Below are 20,412 nucleotides of genomic sequence, written 5' to 3' on the forward strand. Positions count from 1 at the left end.
TCCTCCTGGTTCATACGACTTCAAGCTTCTCGGCGAAATGGCACGAGACGCCGTGGTCCTCGCCAAACAGGCGGACCTGGGGCTCCTCGTTCACACACCGCCCCTGGCCGGTCTCGTCCAGGGTCTTGAACTTGGGACAGCGGGTGCGGAAGCGGCAGCCGGAGGGAGGGGAGGCCGGGCTGGGCAGGTCGCCTTCGAGCAGAATGCGCCTTCTGGAACGTTCCTTCTCAGGGTCGGGCAGCGGGATCGCCGACAGCAGCGCCTGGGTGTAGGGATGCATCGGGGTGTCGTAGACCCGGCCGACCTCACCGATCTCGGCGATCTTGCCGAGATACATGACGGCGACCCGGTCGGCGATGTGCCGGACCACCGCCAGGTCGTGCGCCACGAACAGGTAGGACAGGCCCAGGCGGTTCTTCAGACCTTCCAGCAGGTTGATCACACCCGCCTGGATGGACACGTCCAGCGCCGAGACCGGCTCGTCCAGCACGACCAGCCGGGGTTCCAGCGCGAGCGCCCGGGCGATGCCGATGCGCTGGCGCTGTCCGCCGGAGAAGTCCTGCGGGTAGCGGGCGGCGTGGCCGGGGTCGAGGCCGACCAGGTGGAGCAGCTCCCGGATCCTCGGCCCGGGATCTCTGGTCCCGTGCGTGCGCAACGGCTCGGCGATGATGTCGTAGACGGTCATCCTCGGGTCCAGCGAGGCCATCGGGTCTTGGAAGACGACCTGCATGTCCCGCCGGATCGCCATCCGGTCGCGGGCGCCCAGCGCCGCCGTGTCACGCCCCAGCACCACGATCGTGCCCTGCTGCGGCCTGGTCAGCTCCAGGATCTCCATCAGCGTGGTCGTCTTGCCGCAGCCCGACTCGCCGACCAGGCCGAGCGTCTCCATCCTGCGGATGTCGAAGCTGACGCCGTCCACCGCGTACACGGTGCCGACCCGCCGCTTGAAGAGCACCCCCTTCGTCAGGGGATGGTGCTTGGCCAGGTCCCGCACCGCCAAGACCACGTCGCGCCGGTCGCGCGGCGGCCGTACCGGCTGCTCGTGAACCGCGGAGGGCTCGGTCCCGCGCTCGCCGCCGCCGGCCGCTCCCCCGGCGCGGTAGACCTGCGCGGGAGTCCAGCCCTCCGCCTCGATCTCGCCCGAGCGGATACAGGCGGCCAGATGGCCGGGCGAACCCACCGGCTCCAACGGCGGCTCCACATCGGTGCAGGCCGGGACCACTATCGGGCAGCGCGGCCCGAACGGGCATCCGGGCGGCAGCGCCGCCGGTGACGGCGGGTTTCCCTCGATCGGGACCAGCGGCTGCCCGGCCCCCCTGTCCAGGCGCGGGATCGAGGCGAGCAGGCCCATGGTGTACGGCATGCGCATGCGGTAGTAGACGTCGTCCACCGAACCGATCTCGACGGGCCGGCCGGCGTACATGACCAGGACCCGGTCGACGAATCCGGCGACCACCCCCAGATCATGAGTGATCATGACGATCGCCGCGCCGGTCTCCCGCTGTGCCCGTTTCAGCACCTCCAGCACCTGGGCCTGGATGGTGACGTCGAGCGCGGTGGTCGGCTCGTCACAGATGATCACATCGGGGTCGTTGGCGATCGCCATCGCGATCACCGCGCGCTGCCGCATGCCGCCGGAGAACTCGTGTGGGAACGCCTTGGCGCGCTGGGCGGCGTTGGGGATGCCGACCAGGTCGAGCAGCTCGACGGCCCGGCCGGCGGCCTGCTCCCTGGTGACCTTCTGGTGGATCCGCACGGCCTCGGCGATCTGGTCGCCCACCCGGTAGACCGGGGTGAGCGCGGAGAGCGGGTCCTGAAAGATCATGGAGATCGTCTTGCCCCGGAACGCGGTGAGCGTCTTCTCCGAGGCGCCGAGGATCTCCCGGCCGCGCAGGCGCACCGAGCCGGTCGCGCGGGCGTGCGGCGGGAGCAGGCCCATCACGGCCAGCGAGGTGACCGACTTGCCGGACCCCGACTCGCCGACGATGCCGAGCACCTCGCCCGGGCGGACCTCGTAGCTCACCCCCCGCACGGCGCGCACCTCGTCACGGCCGGAACCGAAGGTGACGTTGAGCCCGGTCACCTCCAGCACCGGGTCGGCGGTGTCGTCCTGGCCGCTCCGGCCGGGGCGGGCCCCCGGGCCCGCCTGACGCTCGTCACACTCTCTCATTGTCCACCCCTCTTCGCGGTGGGGTCGAAGGCGTCGCGCAGGGAGTCGCCGACCAGGTTCACCGCGAGCACGGTGACGATCAGCAGCCCGGCGCAGAACCAGAACGTCCAGGGGGCGTAGACGGCCGTCTTGGCGCCGTCGGCGATGAGACTGCCCAGCGAGACGTCGGGCGGCTGGATGCCGAAGCCGAAGTAGGACAGGGAGGTCTCGGTGAGGATCGCGGCGCTGACGTTCAGCGTGGCGTCGACCGCCAGCAGCGAGGACATGTTCGGGATGACGTGCCGGAAGATGATCCGCACCGCCGGCACGCCCATGAACCTGGCCGCCTGGATGAACTCCCGCTCCTTCAGCGAGATGGTCATGCTCCGGACGATCTTCGAGGTGACCATCCAGAGGAACAGCGCCAGCACGAGCACGAACAGCAGCCACTGGCCCTCGGCGAAGAGCGGGGACATGATCGCCAGGATCAGGAAGGCCGGGAGCACCAGCATCAGATCGGTGAGCCAGGTCAGCGACCGGTCGGCCCAACCGGTGAAATATCCGGCGAAGGCGCCGACCACGGCTGCCAGCGTGGTGCCGATCACCGCGGCCAGCAGGCCGACGATCAGCGACTTCTGCATGCCCCGCAGCGTGACGGCGTACACGTCGGCACCGGTCTGCAGGGTGCCCCACCAGTGCTCGGCGGAGGGCGGCTGCAGGAACGCCATGAAGTCCTTGTCGGTGTAGGTCCACCCGCCGAAGTAAGGTCCGGCGAACGCCAGCAGGAACATCAGCGCCAGCAGCGCGAACCCGATCCGGCCCTGGACCGAGCGGAAGAACCGGCCGGCGACCACCCGCAGCCGCGAAGGCGCCTTGATCCTGCCGATGGCTGCCCCCTGCTCGGCGAGCTCCTCGTCGGAGATGGTCATCTTCTGGCTCACCCCACCCGGACCCGCGGATCGAGGACGGCGTGGAGCACGTCGGAGGCCAAGGACGCCACCAGCACCGCGAAGGCGGCGAAGCAGCTGATCGCCGCGACGGTGTTGACGTCGTTGGTGGAGATGGAGTTGACGAGCTGCTCGCCCATGCCGTGCCAGCCGAAGATCTTCTCGGTGAAGGTGGTGCCGACCAGCAGCGAGCCGAAGGTGAAGGCGAAATAGGTGACCGCCGGGATCAGCGCGGTGCGCAGGGCGTGCCTGATCAGCGCGGTACGGCGGCGCAGCCCCTTGGCCATGGCCGTGCGGATGAAGTCGGCGCCGAGCACGTCGAGCATCATGTTGCGCTGGTAGCGGCTGTAGACGGCGATCAGTCCCAGCGAGAGCGAGAGCGTCGGCAGGATCAGGTGCCGGAGCCGGTCGGCCAGCAGGGTCAGGAGGTCACCCTGCAGCCCGGGGGTCGCCTCACCGCTGACCAGGAAGACCTGGGCGCCGACCAGGTCGTTGAACCAGACCCCGCTGATGATCAGGATGTTGGCCAGCACGACCGTGGGGACGGCGAGGACGACGAAGGACGCGCCGGTCGACAGCCGATCGAACACGCCGTACTGCCTGACCGCGGCGTAGGCGCCGACGAACACGCCGGCGACGCTGCCGAGGACGAGCCCGATGGTGATCAGGCGCAGGGTGACGCCGACCCGCCGCCCGAGGTCCTCGCCGACCGAACCGCCGGTCACCGTCTTGCCGAAGTCGCCGTGGACGACGTCGCCCGCCCAGGTCAGGTAACGCTCGAACAGCGGGGTCCTGTCGTTCAGGTTCAGCTCGGTGAGACGCGCGTCGATGACCACCTGTGGAATCGGCGGGTTGCGACCCTCGTAGTTCGATCGAGGATTGAGCGCGGCGGCCGCCAGCATGTAGGCCAGGCTCGTGGCGACGACGATGAGCACCAGATAGTTGAGCAGTCTGCGAAAAAGGAACCCCGCCAACGTCTCCCCTTCCGCGGTCCCTGCTGTCGGTGGCCATCCTGCTACATCTTGCGTCCACTCAACTACAGGGAGTTCTCAATCGGGAGTGCGATCTCGGTCAAGGGCTATGCTTGCCGCCCTCTCCTCACGCGGTTCACCGGCCGTCCCACGGGGCGCCGCCCGGCGGATTCGTCAAGACGGCGGACGGTCACCGCCGGTGGAACTCATCCAGGTGACGGACGATCGCCGCCCGGCGGATTCATCAAGGCGGCGGACGGTCACCGCCAGGCGAGCCCCTTCGCCGGGTCGCAGGTCACCGCCCGGCGAGCTCGTCCACGGCGGCGCGCAGGTCCGCGCTGGTGATCGTGGTCAGGTCGGCGGCGCTGGCCGTGCCGTCGCCCAGGGCGGCCAGGCGTACGTCACGGCGCATCGCGGCGCGCTCGAACAGCGAGCGGGCGAACCGGCCGTTGCCCAGACCGTCGATCAGACCCTCGTCGCAGACCCAGGTGAAAACCTCGGCCAGGTCCCGGCGGGCGGCCTCGTCGAAGCGGTCACCCGCCCGTTCGGCGAGCAGTTCGGCGATCTCGGTGAGCTCGCCCGGCTCATAGGAGGGGAACAGCACGCGCTGGTTGAATCTGCTGGCCAGGCCGGGGTTGGCCGCCAGGAGCCCGTCCATCTCCCGTTCGTATCCGGCCAGGATGATCACCAGCCGGTCGCGGTCGTCCTCGGCCCGCTTGAGCAGCGTCTGCACGGCCTCGGCCCCGAAGGCGTCGCCCCCGGCGTAACCGGGGTTGATCAGGCTGTAGGCCTCGTCGATGAACAGCACCCCGCCGAGCGCCCGGTCGACGAGCTCGTTCGTCTTGATCGCGGTGGCCCCGAGGTGCTGGCCGACCAGGTCGGCGCGCTGGGCCTCCACCACGTCCGGCTGGGCCAGCAGGCCCAGCGCGGCGAAGATCCGGCCCAGAATGCGGGCCACCGTGGTCTTGCCGGTGCCCGGCGGCCCGGCGAAGACGAAGTGGCGCATCTGCGCCGGGGTCGGCAGGCCTCGCTCCTGGCGCATCCTGGCCACCCTGAGCTGCGCGGTGATCGCGTGCACCTGCCGTTTGACCGGCTCCAGGCCGGCCATCCTGTCGAGGTCGGCGAGCGCCTCCTCCAGAGTGGGCGCGGCCTGGTATCCCTGGAAGCGGGCGGTGAGCTCGCCGAAGGCCTTGGCGACGTCCGCGGCGGAGGTGGTCACCAGCTCCTCGGTGGTGGGCGAGCCGCCCGCGCCCACCACCCGCACGTCGCGGGCCTGCGCCGCGGCCTCCACGAGGCTGCGCACGAAGCGGGCGTTGCCCAGCTCGTCCACGATCGCGCGCCGGTGCACGTCTTCGAATCGGGCCAGCAGTGCGGGTCCGGCGTCGTCGGCCATCCGGTCGCCGCGCCGCCGCTGCAGCAGCTCGGTGATCTGCAGCAGCTCCTCCGGCGCGTAGCTGGGGAAGCGGACCCGGCTGGCGAACCGGCTCGACAGGCCGGGGTTGGACGACAGGAAGCCGGCCATCTCCTTTTCGTATCCGGCCAGGATGATGATGAGGCGGTCGCGGTCGTCCTCGGCCCGCTTGAGCAGCGTCTGCACGGCCTCGGCGCCGAACCGGTCGGGCTGGCCGTCACCGGAGTTGATCAGGCTGTAGGCCTCGTCGATGAACAGCACCCCGCCGAGCGCCCGATCGACGAGCTCGTTCGTCTTGATCGCGGTGGCCCCGAGGAACTCCCCCACGAGGTCGGCGCGCTGGGCCTCCACCACGTAGGGCGTCTCCAGCAGGCCGAACGCGTAGAAGATCTTCGCCACGGTCCTGGCCACGCTGGTCTTGCCGGTGCCCGGCGGGCCGACGAACACGAAGTGGCGCATCGGCGGCTCGGTGGAGTATCCGGCCTCCCTGCGCAGCCGGGAGGCCTCGATCGAGGCCGCGATGGAGCGCACCTGCTCCTTCACCGGGGCCAGGCCGATCATGCCGTCGAGCTCGCCGAGCGCCTCCTCCACCGAGATCGGCGGCGGTGCGGCCTGCTCGCCGGACGCGGCGGCCCGCCGGCCGCCCTCGCGGGCCCGGAGCCCGGCCTGCTGTTCCGTGCCGGCCAGCGCGGCCCTGACCCGGCGGGCCTGGACGAAGCGGTAGGCCAGCACCGCGGCCGCCACGCCGTAGGCGGCCCACACGGCGGCACCGGGCGCGATCGCGGTGAGCGCCAGGACCACCACGGCGGCCGGGGCCAGCGCCATGAGCGCGGTCAGCCAGGGAGGGACCCAGCGGATGAGGTGCGCGATCCCGGCCACCGGGAGGGCGAGGAGCATCAGCGCCCCGGGGAAGGGCTGCGGCGTGCTGTACAGGCTCCCGAGGACCGGCAGCAGCAGCGCCCAGGCGGCCACCACCACCGAGGTGGCGGCGGCGCGGGGGAAGCGCAGCGTCAGCGCGATGAAGGCGAGCAGGATGAACGTGACGAAGAACGCGTTGAGCGGCGACCAGCCCATGCCCAGCGCCAGCCCGACCGCCCCGATCAGCGACACGCCGTAGATCAGCCTACGCAGGAAAGGTGAAAGCCGGAAATAACGCAACCTGACCTGTTCGAACACATCCCGTGCCGCCGCGCGCCCCGCCGGACGGGCCCTGTCGGGTTCCCGCATCACGCCTCCCCGGTCCGACCCCGGTTATACCGCACGAGACGGAGGTTTGCGCATGCCTGAGCCGCGCGCCACGCCGCCGCGCGGCACGATCAGATAAAGGGATGAGAGCGGATGAACCCCACGATCCAGCAGGAGCGTGCCCGAGCCCTTGACTCCGCGATCCGGCAGGAGCGTGCCCGAGCCCTTCAGCCGGCGCGCGGGCGCCCCTGATGGCGGCCGGGATACTCTCCCACCACGACGCGCTTGGGAGTGACCCGGAGCACGGCGGCCTCGGCGTCGCCGATCGCGATGCCCTGCACCTCCGCCCAGTACCGGCGCTCCAGTGGATCGGCGACGAACACCGCAACCCTCGGATCGCGCTCGGCCGCCTCCCACGCGTCGGCGGCGGCGATCAGGCGGAGCTCGCCGCCCGGCCCGACCGAACTGACCGAACCGACGGCCAGCGCGCGCGGCCCGGTGGCGTCGGCGTAGGCGAGCACCACACCGCGGGCGTGGGTGAAGGCCTGACGCGCCCGCACGTCGAGCCCCACCGGCGCGCTGACGTCGCCCGGCAGGCGGGGACCACAGCTGTCGCACATGACCAGGGAGGACCGCCACGGCCCCGGCACGCCACGCCACCACGCCCGCGCCGATCTCGCGGCGAACACGGCCACCAGCCCGGCCAGCGCCCCCGCGCCGAGCCGCAGGGACCACCGGCTCATCATCCCGGGCAGCCCCAGCGCCGCCGCGGCCGCCGCCACGCCGAGTGCCAGGGACGCGACGGCCAGCAGGGCCAGCGCCACCTTCAGCCAGCGGTCCATGACGAGCACCCGGGGAAGGCAGCGGCTCAGCCCGCCCCGCTCGCGCACCCAGACGAGCGCCGGCGGGACGGCCATCGCGGCGAGACCCCATCCCGGCTGGTCGAGGACGAGGGCCGCCCCCGCGACCACGGCCAGCACCGACCAGGCGCGTCCCACCACCAGCCAGAGGGCCACGTCGATGTCGCGCCGGGCCGTACGGTCCTGGTGGACCGCGGTGAACTCGGCCAGCGCCCTGACCGGCCGTCCCCGCCAGGCCTCGACCAGCACGCGCAGGGCGATCACGGCGGCGCCGTTGAGGAGGACCAGCCCGGCGAGCACCGTCCACATTTCGCCCGCCTGCCCCGGCGCCGGGCCGGCGGCGAGCGGGGGAGCCTGCGGAGGAAGCGTGGCGACCGCCGCGACGTAGGCGGCGACGGTGGTCAGGGTGATCGAGACGGACACGCCGAGCCACGGGTCACGGGCGAGCATGCCGGGAACGTAGGGCCAGAGCCTGATCCGGTGGGCCTGCCTGAGCGTGATCGCCAGGACGGCGGCCAGCATCGCCCCGCCGCCGGCTCTGGCCTCGGTGGCCATGCCGGGACCGAAGGCCACCGCGGCCACCGCGGCGAGCGACGCGGCGAGCAGGACGCGGATCTGCCGCGACCACATCTCCATGGCCCGCCTGGCCCTGCCGGTCTCGCGGGGGTCGACCGGCCAGGCCGGGTCATGATGGCCTCGGGGGCGTCGCCAGCGAAGGAACGTCAGGCCGAGGTTGATCCTGGCGCCGGGGTGGTCGTCCAGGCGCCGCAACGCGCTGCGGTAGGCGCTCTCCGCGCGGCGGTGCTCGCCGCGCAACAGCGCGAGGTCACCGGCCAGGACGTGCGTGTCGGACTCCTCCGGGGCGTAACGGACGGCCCGGGCCGCCTGCGCCCGGGATTCCCGCCATCGTCCCGGCACCCGGCGCAGGGCCGCGCCAAGGCGCAGCCGCGCGGCCCAGGACCCGGGGGCGAGGCGTACGGCCTCCTCGGCGGCCGCCACGGCCTCCGCGTCGCGGCCGAGCCGTTCGAAGGCCAGGCTGGCGAGGCGGTATCCCCAGTCGGCCCCGGACCCGGCCCCGGGGTCGCGGTCCACCGCCTGGCGGGCGGCCTCCAGCGCGGCCTCCGGCTGGTCACGGCTCAACCAGGTGACGGCCGCGACACACCATTCGCGCGGATCGTCGGGGTCCAGTGGGGACGGGACCTGAGCGGCCTCCTGGCCGCCGGGACCGTTCCTCACGATGGCTCAAGGACCTTGCGCTGACTCCCCACGACCGCCATGGTCGGCGCGAGATCACCGTTTGACTAGACGGCGGCTATATGCCTGTATCTCTCTAGAGAGGTCGCGCGCGTCACGCATATCCGCGTGAACCGATCATCCGATGCCGTCTCATCCAGTGCCCGACTTCGCCTAAGCTGCGTCGCATGTTCATCCAGGCTGGCAGCTGCTGAGCGGCCTATGACCACCAAACCCCTGAGCGGCCCATGATCACCATGGGGGCCGTGGCCGACGCCACGCGCGATACAGACACCTCGCGAGAACGCGGGGCCGGCCGCTGGTCGGTCCTGATACTCCTGTGCTTCAGCCTGCTGCTGATCGCGGTGGACGCCACCGTGCTGCACATCGCGGTCCCGGCCCTGACCGCCGCGCTCGAACCGAGCTCGGTGCAACTGCTATGGATCATCGACGTCTATTCGCTGGTGGTCGCGCCGCTGCTGCTGACCTTCGGCACGCTCGGTGACCGCTACGGGCGAAAACGTCTGGTGCTCGCCGGTTACCTGGTGTTCGGCGCCGCCTCGGCCGCGGCCGCGTTCGCGCCGAGCCCGCTCACCCTCATCGCCGCCCGGGCGTTTCTCGGCATCGGCGGTGCGATGATCATGCCTGCCACGCTCTCCATCATCCGGCAGGTCTTCACCGACCGGCGGGAGCGCGCGATCGCGCTCGGCGTGTGGAGCGCGGTGGCGGCGGCCGGGGCCGCGATCGGACCGCTCATCGGCGGCCTGCTCGTGGAGCACTTCTGGTGGGGCGCCGTCTTCCTGATCAACGTGCCGATCCTGCTGGCGCTGCTGCCCACCGCCGCCAAGATCCTGCCCGAGTCGCGCCCGTGCACCTCCCAGCCCTGGGACGCGCCCAGCGCGCTGCTGTCCGTGCTCGGCATCCTCGCGCTGGCCTTCGGCCTGAAAGAGGCGGGCTCGGGACATCTGGGCGGGGTGGCGGCGTTCCTGTGCGGAGCCGGACTGCTGGTCTGGTTCGTGCGCAGACAACGACGGCTGCCCTTCCCCCTGCTCGACCTCGGCCTGTTTCGGCAGCGGGCGTTCTCCGTCGGGGTGGCCGCCGTGCTGCTGACGGTCTTCGCACTGGTCGGGCTGGAGCTGATGCTCGCCCAATACCTGCAGCTCGTGCTCGGCGACAGCCCGCTCGCGGCCGCGGTCCGCATGCTGCCGTTGATGATCGCCGCCATCGTGGGCGGCCTGGCCGGGGCCCGGCTGCTGCATCGGGCCGGGTTGCGCGCCACGATGAGCGGCGGTCTCGCGCTGACCACCCTGTCCCTGCTGCCTCCGCTGGGCTGGGGCACCGAGCCGCATCCCCTGGTGCTCGCGCTCTGTTTCGTCGGCATCGGTTTCGGTATCCAGGTCAGTCTGCTGGCGGCATCGGACACGATCATGTCGTCCACCCCCGAGGCGCGGGCGGGCGGCGCCGCCGCCATCGAGGAGACCGCCTACGAACTCGGCGCCGGGCTCGGGGTGGCGATCCTCGGCACGATCACCACCATCGTCTACGCGCCCTCGCTGGCCTCGGTCTCGGGCGTCTCTCCCGAGCTGATGACCCTGGCCCGCCAGTCGCTCGCCTCCGCCGCGCACGCGGCGCAGGAGATCGGCGGCGTCACCGGGGTCACGCTGCTGGACGCCGCCCGTATCGCGTTCGTCTCCGGACTGCACACCACGATCATGGTGAGCGTGTTCCTGCTGGGCGCGACCGCCACGGCGGTGGCGCTTCTGGTCCCGCGGCGACCGGTCGACCAGGGCGACTCCGGCTGACGGGTTTGGACGGCTCCCGCGCGGTCATCTATGGGCAGGAACGGGGAATCTGACCAGAATGAGGAACCGTGCGACGAACCCTCCACGATCTCGCCTCGCTGGCCGCCCGGCTGGGAGTGGGCGGGATCTTCTTCGCCAACGGCTGGCACAAGCTGGAGGCGGGGCTGACCGCCACCGGTGACCAGTTCGCGACCCTGGGCGCCCCCGCCCCCGGTATCTGGGCCGCCACCACGATGCTGATGGAGCTCGTCGGCGGGGCACTGCTCATCGCCGGGCTCGCCGTACCGGCCTGCGGTCTGCTGCTGTTCGCCGAGACCGTCGCCGTGTTCGTCCTCGCCACCGGCGAGCAAGGCCTGCCGCTGACCGGCGGTGACGTCAACCTGGTCGTGGCGCTCGGCGCGGCCTCCGTGCTGCTGGCGGTCGGCGGGGGCGGCCGTCTGTCGGTCGACCACATGGTGGTGATCAAACGGCGCGAGACCGAGGCCGCCGAGGACTTCGCCGCCGATGCCGAGGCCGACGACGTCATCGCCGCGCTGCGCGAGCCGGAGGCCCTCGATCCCGTTCCCGACGGGCTCGTTCCCGACGAGTCCGTTCAGGCCGCCCCCGCACACTCTGGTGAGGGCGGTGACGCTCTGGTGGCCGGGCAGAAAAGGGAGCCCGCCGGGGAGTGATACATCCACTTCGCCGTTCAACAGACGATTTATCGGTTGATGGTCGATGCCGGAGTGCCCTCACAATAGGCACATGCGTCTGCCCGGCTGGTTCACCGAGCGGGTCAATCCCGCTCCCGCGGAGGGCGAACTTCGCGTCTCCACACTCGAACTCTTCTTTGACCTCGTCTTCGTCTTCACCGTCACCCAGCTCACCAGCCTGCTGGTGGGCGGACTGCAGGCGGGCAAGCCCGTCGAGGGCGCGCTGCGCGTGCTGTTGGTGTTCGGCGTCATCTGGTGGATGTACGCCGGTTACGCCTGGCTGACCAACGTGATCCCTCCGGTACGGCCCGCCCGCCGGGTGCTGATCCTGGTGGGCATGGCCGGCTTCCTGATCGTGGCGCTGTCGATCCCGTCGGTGTTCGACGGCGGCGGCATGGCGTTCGCGATCGGCTACCTGCTGCTGATCATCGTCCACGCCTGCCTCTACCTGCAGGCCACCTCGGCCTTCGCCCGGGTGGTCCCGTTCAATCTCGGCGGGGTCGCGCTGGTAGGCGTGGCGAGTCTGGTCGGCGAGCCGTACAACTACCTGCTCTGGGGCGCCGCGGTGGCGCTGCTGTGGGGCAGCCCCTACTTCATCGGGCAGCGGGGCTTCGCCCTCAAGGCCGCCCACATCGTCGAGCGCCACGGCCTGCTGGTGATCGTGGTCCTCGGCGAGTCCGTCGTGGCGATCGGCATCGGCGCCGAGGGGCTTCATGTCGGTTTCGCCCTCGGCCTGGCCGCGGTGCTCGGCCTCGCGCTGGCGGCCGGCCTGTGGTGGCTGTACTTCGGCGGGGACGACGAGACGCGCGCCGAGCACGTGATGGCCGAGGCCGAGCCGGTGCGGCGCACCAAGCTGATCCTCGGCGCCTACTTCTACGCGCACATCCCGATGCTGCTGGGCATCGTCGCGGTCGCCGCCGGGATCAAGAAGCTGATCGCTCACCCGATCGATCCGCTGAAGCCCGGTGCCGCCGTCGTCCTGGCCGTGGGCGTCGCCCTGTTCATGGCGGGCAACGCGTGGTTCCGCCGGGTCCTGGACATCACCGGCAATCATCTGAGGAACGCGGGTGCCCTGATCTCACTCGTGACGATCGTCCTCGGGCTCTGGTCAGGCCTGGCGCAGCTCATCGCCCTGGTCGCGCTGACGGTCACGGTGATCGTGCTGGAACAGCGCTCGGCCCTGCGCACTTCCCCGATGGAATCGCCCACCCGCTGACCTGCCCGCCGACACCCCGCCGGGCCGTGGTCGCCCGACGGATTGTCGCCCCGGTCCGTCAGGGGATCGGCAGGCGGGTGCGTTCGGTGACCATGGCCAGGTCGCGCTCGATGGCGGCGGCGATCTCGGTCAGAGCGGGCAGCACGGTGCGGCGCATGGCGTCGGGCGTGCTCCGGCCGGCGTGCGTGGAGACGTTCAGGGCCGCGATCACGCGGCCGTGGCGGTCGCGGACCGGCACGGCGATGGATCGCAGCCCCTCCTCCAGCTCCTGGTCGACCAGAGCGTGACCTTCCCGGCCCGCGGCCCGTATCGCCGCGGCGAGGTCGTCCGGTGCGGTGCGGGTGTGCCGGGTCAGCGGACGCGGCGTGATCCGCGCCAGGTGCGCGGTCAGCTCGGCCTCGGACAGTCCGGCCAGCAGGACGCGGCCCATCGAGGTGGCGTACGCGGGGAAGCGGGTCCCCAGAGTGATGTTGACGCTCATGATGCGGACCGTGGGCATGCGGGCCACATAGACGATGTCGTCGCCCGCGAGCATCGCCATCGACGCCGAGTCGTGCACCCGTTCCACCAGTCGCGCCAGGTGCGGCTGGACGATCTCGCCGAAGGTCAGGCCGGACAGCCGGGCGTAGCCGAGCTCGAGCACCTTGGGCAGCGGGGTGAAACGGCGGCCGTCGCCGGTCGTGACGTAGCCCAGCTGCTGGAGGGTGAGCAGCGCCCGGCGGGCGGTGGCGCGGGGCAGCCCGGTGGCCTCGGCCGCGGCCGACAGGCTCAGCCCGCCGCGGTCCGAGCCGAGCGCGGCGAGGACGGCGAGGCCCCGGGCGAGGGACTGGAGGAACTCCGGGCCGAGCTCCTCCTTGGACCGGCGGGAGGTGTCCGCCCCGTGATCGGCGGGCGCGCCGGGTGATCGCGCGGCCGTGGCGGACAGCGCCCTCTCCATGGCCGCGGCGCTGTCGCGCAGGCGCGCGAGGGCGTGCGCGCTCAGGCTCTCCACGCTGTGCCGGCTGGTGTGGCTGACCACGCTCACCGCGCAGACCGCCTGACCGGCGCCGTCGCGCACCGGCACCGCGATCGCGATCAATCCGGGTTCGATGAGCTGGTCGTCGGCCGACCAGCCCGCTTCACGCGCGGTCGCGATCCGGCTCGCGAAGTCCGCCTCGACCTCGTCCGGGGCGGGCGGCACGGCGCGGGCGGGGACGGCGGGAAAGCCGGTGTCGGCGGGGTCGTCTCGCAGCCGGGCCCGCCAGGCGTCGTGGCGCGCGGGAGACCAGTCCGCGGCGAACAGGGTGCCGGCCGCGCAGCGTTCGGCGGGCAGCAGGTCGCCGATGCGGAAGGCGAGCGACATGGTGCGCCGCCGGGTGGACTGGGTGATGAAGCGCACTCCGTCCCCGTCCGGCACCGCGATGGAGACCGACTCGTCGAGGTCGTCGGCCAGCAGCACCGCGTACGGTTCCAGGTCGTCGGGCAGCCCGCAGGCGGCGAGATAGGCGTTGCCGACCTCCATCAGGCCCGGGGCGAGCAGGACGTCGCGATCCTCGATGCGCACATAACCGATGTGCGCGAGCGTCGTGACGATGCGGTCGACCGTGGAGCGGGCGAGCCCGGTGGCGCGGGTCAGGTCGCCCGGGCGCATCCGGCGGGCCGGGCCGGTGGACAGTGCGCGCAGCACGGCGAGACCGCGTTCCAGGGGGCCTACGGACTCGCCGCCGGGCGCGGCGGGAGCCGTCGGGAGCGCGGACGTGGCGTGCGGCATGCCTCTCTCCTTCTGCGGTGGTGCCTTCAGGTCGTGGAGGAAACGGTATCCGGACGCCCGTTGACACGGGCCGGGCGTTGAGCGCAAACTCTGGGCAGACCAATTATGAACTCAAGTTCACTGGACGAACAAATTATCGGACGGAGCGCGTTTCATATGGACAAGGTGGTGGCGACCGCCGAGGAGGCGCTGGCGGACGTGGGAGACGGCGCGTCGTTCGCCGTCGGCGGCTTCGGCCTCGGCGGCGTCCCCAACGTGCTGATCCAGGCCCTGTACGGGACGGGTGTGAGCGGGCTGAGCGTGGTGTCCAACAACTGCGGCGTGGACGGCGGGGGCCTCGGCATCCTGCTGGCCGCCGGCCGGATCGCCCGGGTCACCTGCTCCTACATCGGCGAGAACAAGGAGTTCGCCCGCCGGTATCTGGCCGGCGAGATCGAGGTCGAGCTCGTCCCGCAGGGCACCCTCGCCGAGCGGCTGCGGGCCGGCGGCTGCGGCATCCCCGCCTTCTTCACCCCGGCCGGCACCGGCACCCAGGTCGCCGACGGAGGCCTGCCCTGGCGCTACGCCCCCGACGGGACCGTCGCGGTCACCTCGCCGCCCAAGGAGATACGCGAGTTCGACGGCCGCGAGTACGTACTGGAGCGCGGCACCACCACCGACTACGCGCTGGTCCGGGCCGCCAGGGGCGACCGCCACGGCAACCTCGTCTTCCGCCGCTCGGCCCGCAACTTCAACCCGCTGGCCGCCATGGCCGGCCGGATCACCGTCGCCGAGGTGGAGGAGCTGGCCGAGCCCGGCGCCATCGACCCCGACGAGATCCATCTCCCCGGCGTGTTCGTCCAGCGCGTGGTCGAGCTGACACCGCAGCAGGCCGCCGACAAGCGAATCGAGAAGAGGACGGTGCGGCGCTGATGGCATGGACCAGGGACGAGATGGCCGCCCGTGCCGCCGCCGAGCTCCGGGACGGCGACTACGTCAACCTCGGCATCGGCCTGCCGACGCTGGTGCCCAACTTCGTGCCGTCCGGCGTGCACGTGGTGCTGCAGTCGGAGAACGGCATCCTCGGTGTGGGTCCCTATCCCGACGAGGAAGAGGTCGATCCCGATCTCATCAACGCGGGCAAGGAGACCGTCACCGTGCTGCCCGGCGCCGGTTTCTTCGACTCCGCGCTGTCGTTCGGCATGATCCGCGGTGGGCACATCGACACCGCGATCCTCGGCGCCATGCAGGTGTCGGCCCGCGGCGACCTGGCCAACTGGATGATCCCCGGCAGGATGGTCAAGGGCATGGGCGGGGCGATGGACCTGATCCACGGCGCCCGCCGGGTGATCGTCATGACGGAGCACACCGCCAAGGACGGCAGCCCGAAGATCGTCGAGGAGTGTTCCCTGCCGCTCACCGGCAGGGCGTGCGTCCACCGCGTCATCACCGACCTCGGCGTCCTCGACGTCACCGCGGACGGCCTCGTCCTCGTCGAGACCGCTCCCGGCGTCACCGCGGACGAGATCGTCGGCCGTACCGCCGCTCCGGTGCGCACCGAATGACCCGCCGGACCGGCGGACGCCGCCGCCTCGATCCACCCGCCTCACATCCAAGGGAGCCCCGATGACCGAACGACCGCGGGACGTCTACGTCGTCGACGCCGTCCGGACGCCGATCGGCCGCTACGGCGGCGCCCTCGCCGGGGTGCGCCCCGACGACCTCGCCGCCGGCGTCCTGCGCGCCCTGCTCGACCGCAGCCCGGCTCTCGACCCGGCCCGTGTCGACGACGTGATCCTCGGCAACGCCAACGGCGCCGGCGAGGAGAACCGCGACGTCGCCCGGATGGCCGTGCTGCTGGCCGGCATGCCCGTGACGGTCCCCGGGGTCACCGTCAACCGGCTGTGCGGCTCCGGCATGGAGGCCGTCATCCAGGCCGCCCGCGCCATCGCCCTCGGAGACGCCTCCGTCGTCATCGCCGGCGGCGTGGAGTCCATGACCCGCGCCCCCTGGGTGCTGCCCAAGCCCGAGCGCGCCTTTCCCTCCGGGCATCAGCAGCTCTCCTCGACCGCCCTCGGCTGGCGGCTGGTCAACCCCCGGATGCCCGAGGAGTGGACCGTCGCCCTCGGTGAGGGAGCGGAGCTGATCGCCGACAAGTACGGCGTCACCCGCGAGGCCCAGGACGCCTTCGCGCTGGCCAGCCACGAGAAGGCCGCCCGCGGGTGGAAGGACGGCCGTCACGACGCCCAGGTCGTCCCCGTCCAGGACGTGGACCTGGCCCGTGACGAGGGCATCCGTGACAGCACCTCGATGGAGGCCCTCGCCCGCCTCAAGCCCGCCTTCCGGCAGGGCGGAACGGTGACCGCCGGCAATTCCTCCCCGCTCAGCGACGGTGCCGCCGCGCTGCTGCTCACCGACGAAGCCGGGCTGGCCGAGATCGGCCGCGAGCCGCTGGCGCGGATACGGTCGAGCGCGGTGACCGGAATCGAGCCGCGCTATTTCGGCCTCGGCCCGGTCGAGGCCACCCGCAAGGCCCTCGCCAAGGCCGGCGCGAACATCGGCGACCTGCACACGGCCGAGCTCAACGAGGCTTTCGCCGCCCAAGCGATCGGCTGTCTCGCCGCCCTGCCCGAGCTCGACCCCTCGATCGTCAATCCGCTCGGCGGCGCCGTCGCCGTCGGCCACCCCCTCGGAGCCTCCGGCGCCCGGATCACCGGCGCCGTCGCCCACCGCCTCGCCGAAGCGGGCTCCGGCACCGGCCTGGCCGCGCTGTGCATCGGTGTCGGGCAGGGCCTCGCCATCGTCCTGGAACGCTGATCCCACCTTCTGGAGAGACCGCTCATGAGCTCCACCGCCGCACCACCGCCTCCGTCGGAAGCGGGACCGTCCTCGCCGCTCGGCCAGGCCGTCATCGATCGCGAGATGAACGACCTGCACGAGATATACGCCAAGTCCCTGGCCGAAGGCTCCCCGGAGCAGCACCATCCGGCCCGCGACTACGCGCCCTATCGCAGCAGCCTGCTGCGCCACCCCCGCCGGCCGCTGGTCGCCGTCCACGACCCGGAGGCCGTCGAGCTCAGCGGCCCCGCCTTCGGTGTCACCGACGTCACCGAGCACGACGCCGACCTGACCCTGCAGCACCAGGGCGAGCCGCTCGGTGAGCGGATCACCGTGACCGGCCGCCTGCTGGATCGCGACGGCCGTCCGGTCCGCGGCCAGCTGGTCGAGATCTGGCAGGCCAACGCCTCCGGCCGCTACGCCCACCAGCGCGACCGGCACCCCGCCCCGCTCGACCCCAACTTCACGGGTGTGGGACGCTGCCTGACCGACGACGAGGGCCGTTACCGCTTCACCACCGTCAGGCCCGGCGCCTATCCGTGGCGCAACCACCTCAACGCCTGGCGGCCCGCGCACATCCACTTCTCCCTGTTCGGCACCGCCTTCACACAAAGGCTGGTCACCCAGATGTACTTCCCGGGCGACCCGTTGTTCGTCCATGACCCGATCCTCAACTCCGTCACCGACGACCGGGCCCGGCAGCGCATGGTGGCCGCCTACGACCACGACCTGTCCGTTCCCGAGTGGTCACTCGGCTACCGCTGGGACATCGTGCTCGACGGTCCCGCAGCCACCTGGATCGAGGAAGGACTCCGGTGACACGCCTCGCACCCACCCCCTCCCAGACCGTCGGCCCCTTCTACGGCTACGCCCTGCCCTTCACCGGCGGCGGTGAAGTCGCCCCGGCCGGTCACCCCGACACCATCACCGTCCGCGGGCGCGTCTACGACGGCGCCGGGCAGCCCGTCCCCGACGCGTTGCTGGAGTTCTGGCAGGCCGCTCCCGACGGGAGCCTCGCCGGCGCTCCCGGCTCGCTGCGCCGTGACCCCGTGACGGGTGCGGTCCTGGGCCGCGACGGAGTGGACTTCACCGGCTTCGGACGGGTCGCCACCGACGCCGACGGCGGCTGGACGCTTCGCACCCTGCCACCCGGCGCCCACCGTGACGGCGCCATCCCTCATCTGGCGGTCTGCGTCTTCGCACGCGGCCTGCTGCACCATCTGTACACTCGCATCTACCTGCCCGAACATCTCGACGCGCTGGCCCTGGACCCGGCCCTCGGCGCCCTGCCGCCCGAGCGCCGGGCCACCCTGGTCGCCACCGTCGAGCGTGAGCGCGTCTACCGCTTCGACATCCGCCTCCAGGCGGGACAGGGTCCGGAGGAGGAGACGGTCTTCTTCGATTTCGGTTGATCCCGTCGGCGCCCCGCCGTCCGCCGCCCCCAGCCGGGCGCCTGTCCCGGACGTCTCCGCCGGGCGCCTGTCCCGGTCGCCTCTGCCAGGCGTCCCCGCCGGGCGCTGAACGCCCCGCACGCGGCGGACGGCCGGTGCCCCGGCGCCGTCCGCGCCACATCCTCCTCGAAGGAGGCCTCGTGTCATCCTCTCCGCACCTGCTCCACCACGATCTCGACGGTCCGGCCGGCGCCCCACCGCTGGTTCTCGGACCCTCGCTCGGCACCTCCCTGGCCGTCTGGGAGCCCCAGCTGTCCGCGCTGTCCCGGACCCACCGCGTGATGCGCTTCGACCTGCCGGGCCACGGCGGCTCGCCCGCCGACCTGCTGCCCGACCTGTCCCCCGGCGCCACCTCCGTCGCGGATCTGGCCCGGCTCGTCCTCGACCTGGCCGACCACCACGGCTGGGCCGGTTTCCACTACGCGGGCGTCTCTCTCGGCGGCGCCATCGGCGCCCATCTCGCGCTCCATCACCCCGGGCGGATCATCTCCCTCGCCGTGGTGTGCTCCTCGGCCCGTTTCGGCGAGCCCGGGGCATGGTGGGACCGGGCCCGGTCGGTCCGCGACGAGGGCACCGGCCCGCTGCTCGCCACCGCGCCCGGTCGCTGGTTCGCTGCCGCGGGCACCGCCGCCACCCCCCGTGGCGCCGGCCTGCTCGCCGACCTGGCGGGCACCGACCCCGCCGGTTACGCCGCCTGCTGCGACGCGCTCGCCGGATACGACCTGCGGGCCGAGCTGGCGGAGATCGACACCCCCACCCTGGTGGTCGCCGGCCGCCAGGACCCGGCCACCCCGCCCGCCCACGCCCGCGAGCTGACCGACGGCATCCCCCGCGCGAGCCTCGTCGAGATCGCCGGCGCCGCCCACCTGGCCGGGGTGGAGCGGCCGGAGGCGGTCACCGCCGCGCTGTGCGCCCATCTCAGGGCGGCCTCCGGCGGGCCGGACGGTGCGGGCGGACCGGCGGACGCCCGCCATGATGCCACATTGAGCGCATAGCGCACAATTGTGCGCTATGGTAACGTGTTTACCGTACGGATGGAACGTGCCGCCGGACACGGCGGGCGACGCCGGAGACGATCTCCAGGTGATGCCCGCCGGCAGGACGACGCGCGCTTCGGTCCAGGAAGAGTTGAGATGATCGGGATGACCGTGGCGGAGAAGGAATCGAAGCCCACACTTGTGCTCGTTCACGGCGCTTGGCACGGCCGCTGGGCGTGGGACCCCCTCCTCCCGTTTCTGAGACAGGCCGGCATCCCGGTGCTGGCCGTACAACTGCCCGGGATCGGGCGCGGGCCGGGCGAACACGACCTGGCGGGGCACGCGGCCTTCCTGCGCGCCGAGCTCCAGGCCACGACCGGGCCGGTCGTCGTGTGCGGGCACTCCTACGGCGGGGCCGTGGTCACCGAGGCCGCGGCCGGGCTGGACAACGTCAAAGGGCTCGTCTACGTCGCGGCGTTCATGGTGGACGTGGGAGAGTCCTGCGTCGATGCGAACGTGCCCGCCCCGGTCCTGCCCGACCCCACCCTCGGCACGGTACGGGAAGGCGACTACCTGCGGGTCCCCGCGGCCGCGGCGACGCAGATGTTCTACGGCGACTGCACCCCGCAGCAGGCGCGCACGGCCATCGCCGGACTGACCCCCGAACACGTCAAGACGGTCTCCACACCGGTGACCCGGGCCGCCTGGCGCGAGATCCCCTCGACATATGTGGTGTGCGAGAATGACAACGCGATCCTCGCGCACGTGCAGACCAGGATGGCCCGGCGGGCGAAGCGGTCGCTCGTCATGGACAGCGCCCACTCGCCGATGCTGAGCCGCCCGCGAGAGCTGGCGACGCTGCTCACGCAGGCCGTCGGCTGAGGTCCCGGTGCCGGGCGCGACGGGATCGGGCCGGCGGAAGATCGGCCCGACGGGGCCGCGGCGACCGCC

The 20,412-nt window shown here is 72.1% G+C and carries 16 protein-coding genes; 10 read left to right on the forward strand and 6 right to left on the reverse strand.

Annotated elements, in window-relative coordinates; all coding sequences use genetic code 11:
- Positions 1–10: 10 nt before the first annotated feature.
- The 5 genes from ACQPYK_RS36670 to ACQPYK_RS36690 form a co-directional block, all read right to left on the reverse strand.
- On the reverse strand, positions 11–2,170 hold the full coding sequence (locus ACQPYK_RS36670) for a dipeptide ABC transporter ATP-binding protein (RefSeq protein ID WP_433241683.1): 2,160 nt from the start codon (positions 2,168–2,170) through the stop codon (positions 11–13).
- Positions 2,167–3,078 carry an ABC transporter permease gene (locus ACQPYK_RS36675; RefSeq protein WP_433241686.1) on the reverse strand — a complete coding sequence of 304 codons (912 nt, stop codon included), beginning with the start codon at positions 3,076–3,078 and terminating at the stop codon, positions 2,167–2,169. Before ACQPYK_RS36675 ends, ACQPYK_RS36670 begins: the two co-directional genes overlap by 4 nt.
- A gap of 8 nt (positions 3,079–3,086) precedes the next feature.
- Positions 3,087–4,070, reverse strand: coding sequence for an ABC transporter permease (locus tag ACQPYK_RS36680; RefSeq protein WP_433241689.1), 984 nt, complete (start codon positions 4,068–4,070; stop codon positions 3,087–3,089).
- Between the two features lie 292 nt (positions 4,071–4,362).
- Positions 4,363–6,705 (reverse strand): AAA family ATPase, encoded by a 2,343-nt coding sequence (locus ACQPYK_RS36685; protein ID WP_433241692.1) that lies wholly within the window; start codon positions 6,703–6,705, stop codon positions 4,363–4,365.
- Between the two features lie 185 nt (positions 6,706–6,890).
- Positions 6,891–8,759 carry a tetratricopeptide repeat protein gene (locus ACQPYK_RS36690; RefSeq protein WP_433241695.1) on the reverse strand — a complete coding sequence of 623 codons (1,869 nt, stop codon included), beginning with the start codon at positions 8,757–8,759 and terminating at the stop codon, positions 6,891–6,893.
- 245 nt (positions 8,760–9,004) lie between these two features.
- On the opposite strand from ACQPYK_RS36690, the gene ACQPYK_RS36695 reads away from it, so the two are divergent.
- The 3 genes from ACQPYK_RS36695 to ACQPYK_RS36705 all read left to right on the forward strand — a co-directional run bounded on the left by ACQPYK_RS36695 (position 9,005) and on the right by ACQPYK_RS36705 (position 12,466).
- Complete coding sequence (locus ACQPYK_RS36695) at positions 9,005–10,558, forward strand: MFS transporter (protein WP_433241698.1); 1,554 nt, start codon at positions 9,005–9,007, stop codon at positions 10,556–10,558.
- A gap of 68 nt (positions 10,559–10,626) precedes the next feature.
- Positions 10,627–11,229 (forward strand): DoxX family protein, encoded by a 603-nt coding sequence (locus ACQPYK_RS36700; RefSeq protein WP_433241701.1) that lies wholly within the window; start codon positions 10,627–10,629, stop codon positions 11,227–11,229.
- A gap of 73 nt (positions 11,230–11,302) precedes the next feature.
- Positions 11,303–12,466 carry a low temperature requirement protein A gene (locus tag ACQPYK_RS36705; RefSeq protein ID WP_433241704.1) on the forward strand — a complete coding sequence of 388 codons (1,164 nt, stop codon included), beginning with the start codon at positions 11,303–11,305 and terminating at the stop codon, positions 12,464–12,466.
- Between the two features lie 58 nt (positions 12,467–12,524).
- Here the strand turns inward: ACQPYK_RS36705 and ACQPYK_RS36710 are convergent, their stop codons facing one another.
- A complete protein-coding gene (locus ACQPYK_RS36710) occupies positions 12,525–14,216 on the reverse strand; it encodes an IclR family transcriptional regulator domain-containing protein (protein WP_433241707.1) in 1,692 nt (563 codons plus the stop codon).
- Positions 14,217–14,372: 156 nt separating this feature from the next.
- Here ACQPYK_RS36710 and ACQPYK_RS36715 point away from each other — a divergent pair, with 156 nt between their 5' ends.
- The 7 genes from ACQPYK_RS36715 (at position 14,373) to ACQPYK_RS36745 (ending at position 20,343) form a co-directional block, all read left to right on the forward strand.
- On the forward strand, positions 14,373–15,128 hold the full coding sequence (locus ACQPYK_RS36715) for a CoA transferase subunit A (RefSeq protein ID WP_433241710.1): 756 nt from the start codon (positions 14,373–14,375) through the stop codon (positions 15,126–15,128).
- Positions 15,128–15,760, forward strand: coding sequence for a CoA transferase subunit B (locus ACQPYK_RS36720; protein WP_433241713.1), 633 nt, complete (start codon positions 15,128–15,130; stop codon positions 15,758–15,760). Before ACQPYK_RS36715 ends, ACQPYK_RS36720 begins: the two co-directional genes overlap by 1 nt.
- Before the next feature lie 61 nt (positions 15,761–15,821).
- On the forward strand, positions 15,822–17,012 hold the full coding sequence (locus ACQPYK_RS36725; protein ID WP_433241716.1) for a thiolase family protein: 1,191 nt from the start codon (positions 15,822–15,824) through the stop codon (positions 17,010–17,012).
- A 105-nt stretch (positions 17,013–17,117) separates the two neighbouring features.
- Positions 17,118–17,852, forward strand: a complete 735-nt coding sequence (pcaH, locus tag ACQPYK_RS36730) for a protocatechuate 3,4-dioxygenase subunit beta (protein ID WP_433259026.1) — start codon at positions 17,118–17,120, stop codon at positions 17,850–17,852.
- Positions 17,849–18,445, forward strand: coding sequence for a protocatechuate 3,4-dioxygenase subunit alpha (pcaG, locus tag ACQPYK_RS36735; RefSeq protein ID WP_433241719.1), 597 nt, complete (start codon positions 17,849–17,851; stop codon positions 18,443–18,445). Before pcaH ends, pcaG begins: the two co-directional genes overlap by 4 nt.
- A gap of 179 nt (positions 18,446–18,624) precedes the next feature.
- Entirely contained in the window at positions 18,625–19,479 is an 855-nt protein-coding gene (locus tag ACQPYK_RS36740; RefSeq protein ID WP_433241722.1) for an alpha/beta fold hydrolase, read from the forward strand.
- 138 nt (positions 19,480–19,617) lie between these two features.
- The gene (locus ACQPYK_RS36745) at positions 19,618–20,343 is read left to right on the forward strand and encodes an alpha/beta fold hydrolase (protein WP_433241725.1); all 726 of its coding nucleotides are present in this window, start codon (positions 19,618–19,620) and stop codon (positions 20,341–20,343) included.
- Positions 20,344–20,412: the final 69 nt, after the last annotated feature.

Origin of the sequence: Streptosporangium sp. CA-135522, assembly GCF_050949235.1 — a bacterium.
GTDB lineage: Bacteria > Actinomycetota > Actinomycetes > Streptosporangiales > Streptosporangiaceae > Streptosporangium.

Excerpts from the sequence above, each read along its gene's own strand:
- ACQPYK_RS36670 (WP_433241683.1), bottom strand. The coding sequence starts at position 2,170 with ATGAGAGAGTGTGACGAGCGTCAGGCGGGCCCGGGGGCCCGCCCCGGC.
- ACQPYK_RS36675 (WP_433241686.1), bottom strand. The coding sequence starts at position 3,078 with ATGACCATCTCCGACGAGGAGCTCGCCGAGCAGGGGGCAGCCATCGGC.
- ACQPYK_RS36685 (WP_433241692.1), bottom strand. The coding sequence starts at position 6,705 with ATGCGGGAACCCGACAGGGCCCGTCCGGCGGGGCGCGCGGCGGCACGG.
- ACQPYK_RS36695 (WP_433241698.1), top strand. The coding sequence starts at position 9,005 with ATGATCACCATGGGGGCCGTGGCCGACGCCACGCGCGATACAGACACC.
- ACQPYK_RS36705 (WP_433241704.1), top strand. The coding sequence starts at position 11,303 with ATGCGTCTGCCCGGCTGGTTCACCGAGCGGGTCAATCCCGCTCCCGCG.
- ACQPYK_RS36710 (WP_433241707.1), bottom strand. The coding sequence starts at position 14,216 with ATGCCGCACGCCACGTCCGCGCTCCCGACGGCTCCCGCCGCGCCCGGC.
- ACQPYK_RS36715 (WP_433241710.1), top strand. The coding sequence starts at position 14,373 with ATGGACAAGGTGGTGGCGACCGCCGAGGAGGCGCTGGCGGACGTGGGA.
- ACQPYK_RS36720 (WP_433241713.1), top strand. The coding sequence starts at position 15,128 with ATGGCATGGACCAGGGACGAGATGGCCGCCCGTGCCGCCGCCGAGCTC.
- ACQPYK_RS36725 (WP_433241716.1), top strand. The coding sequence starts at position 15,822 with ATGACCGAACGACCGCGGGACGTCTACGTCGTCGACGCCGTCCGGACG.
- pcaH (WP_433259026.1), top strand. The coding sequence starts at position 17,118 with ATGAACGACCTGCACGAGATATACGCCAAGTCCCTGGCCGAAGGCTCC.
- ACQPYK_RS36745 (WP_433241725.1), top strand. The coding sequence starts at position 19,618 with ATGATCGGGATGACCGTGGCGGAGAAGGAATCGAAGCCCACACTTGTG.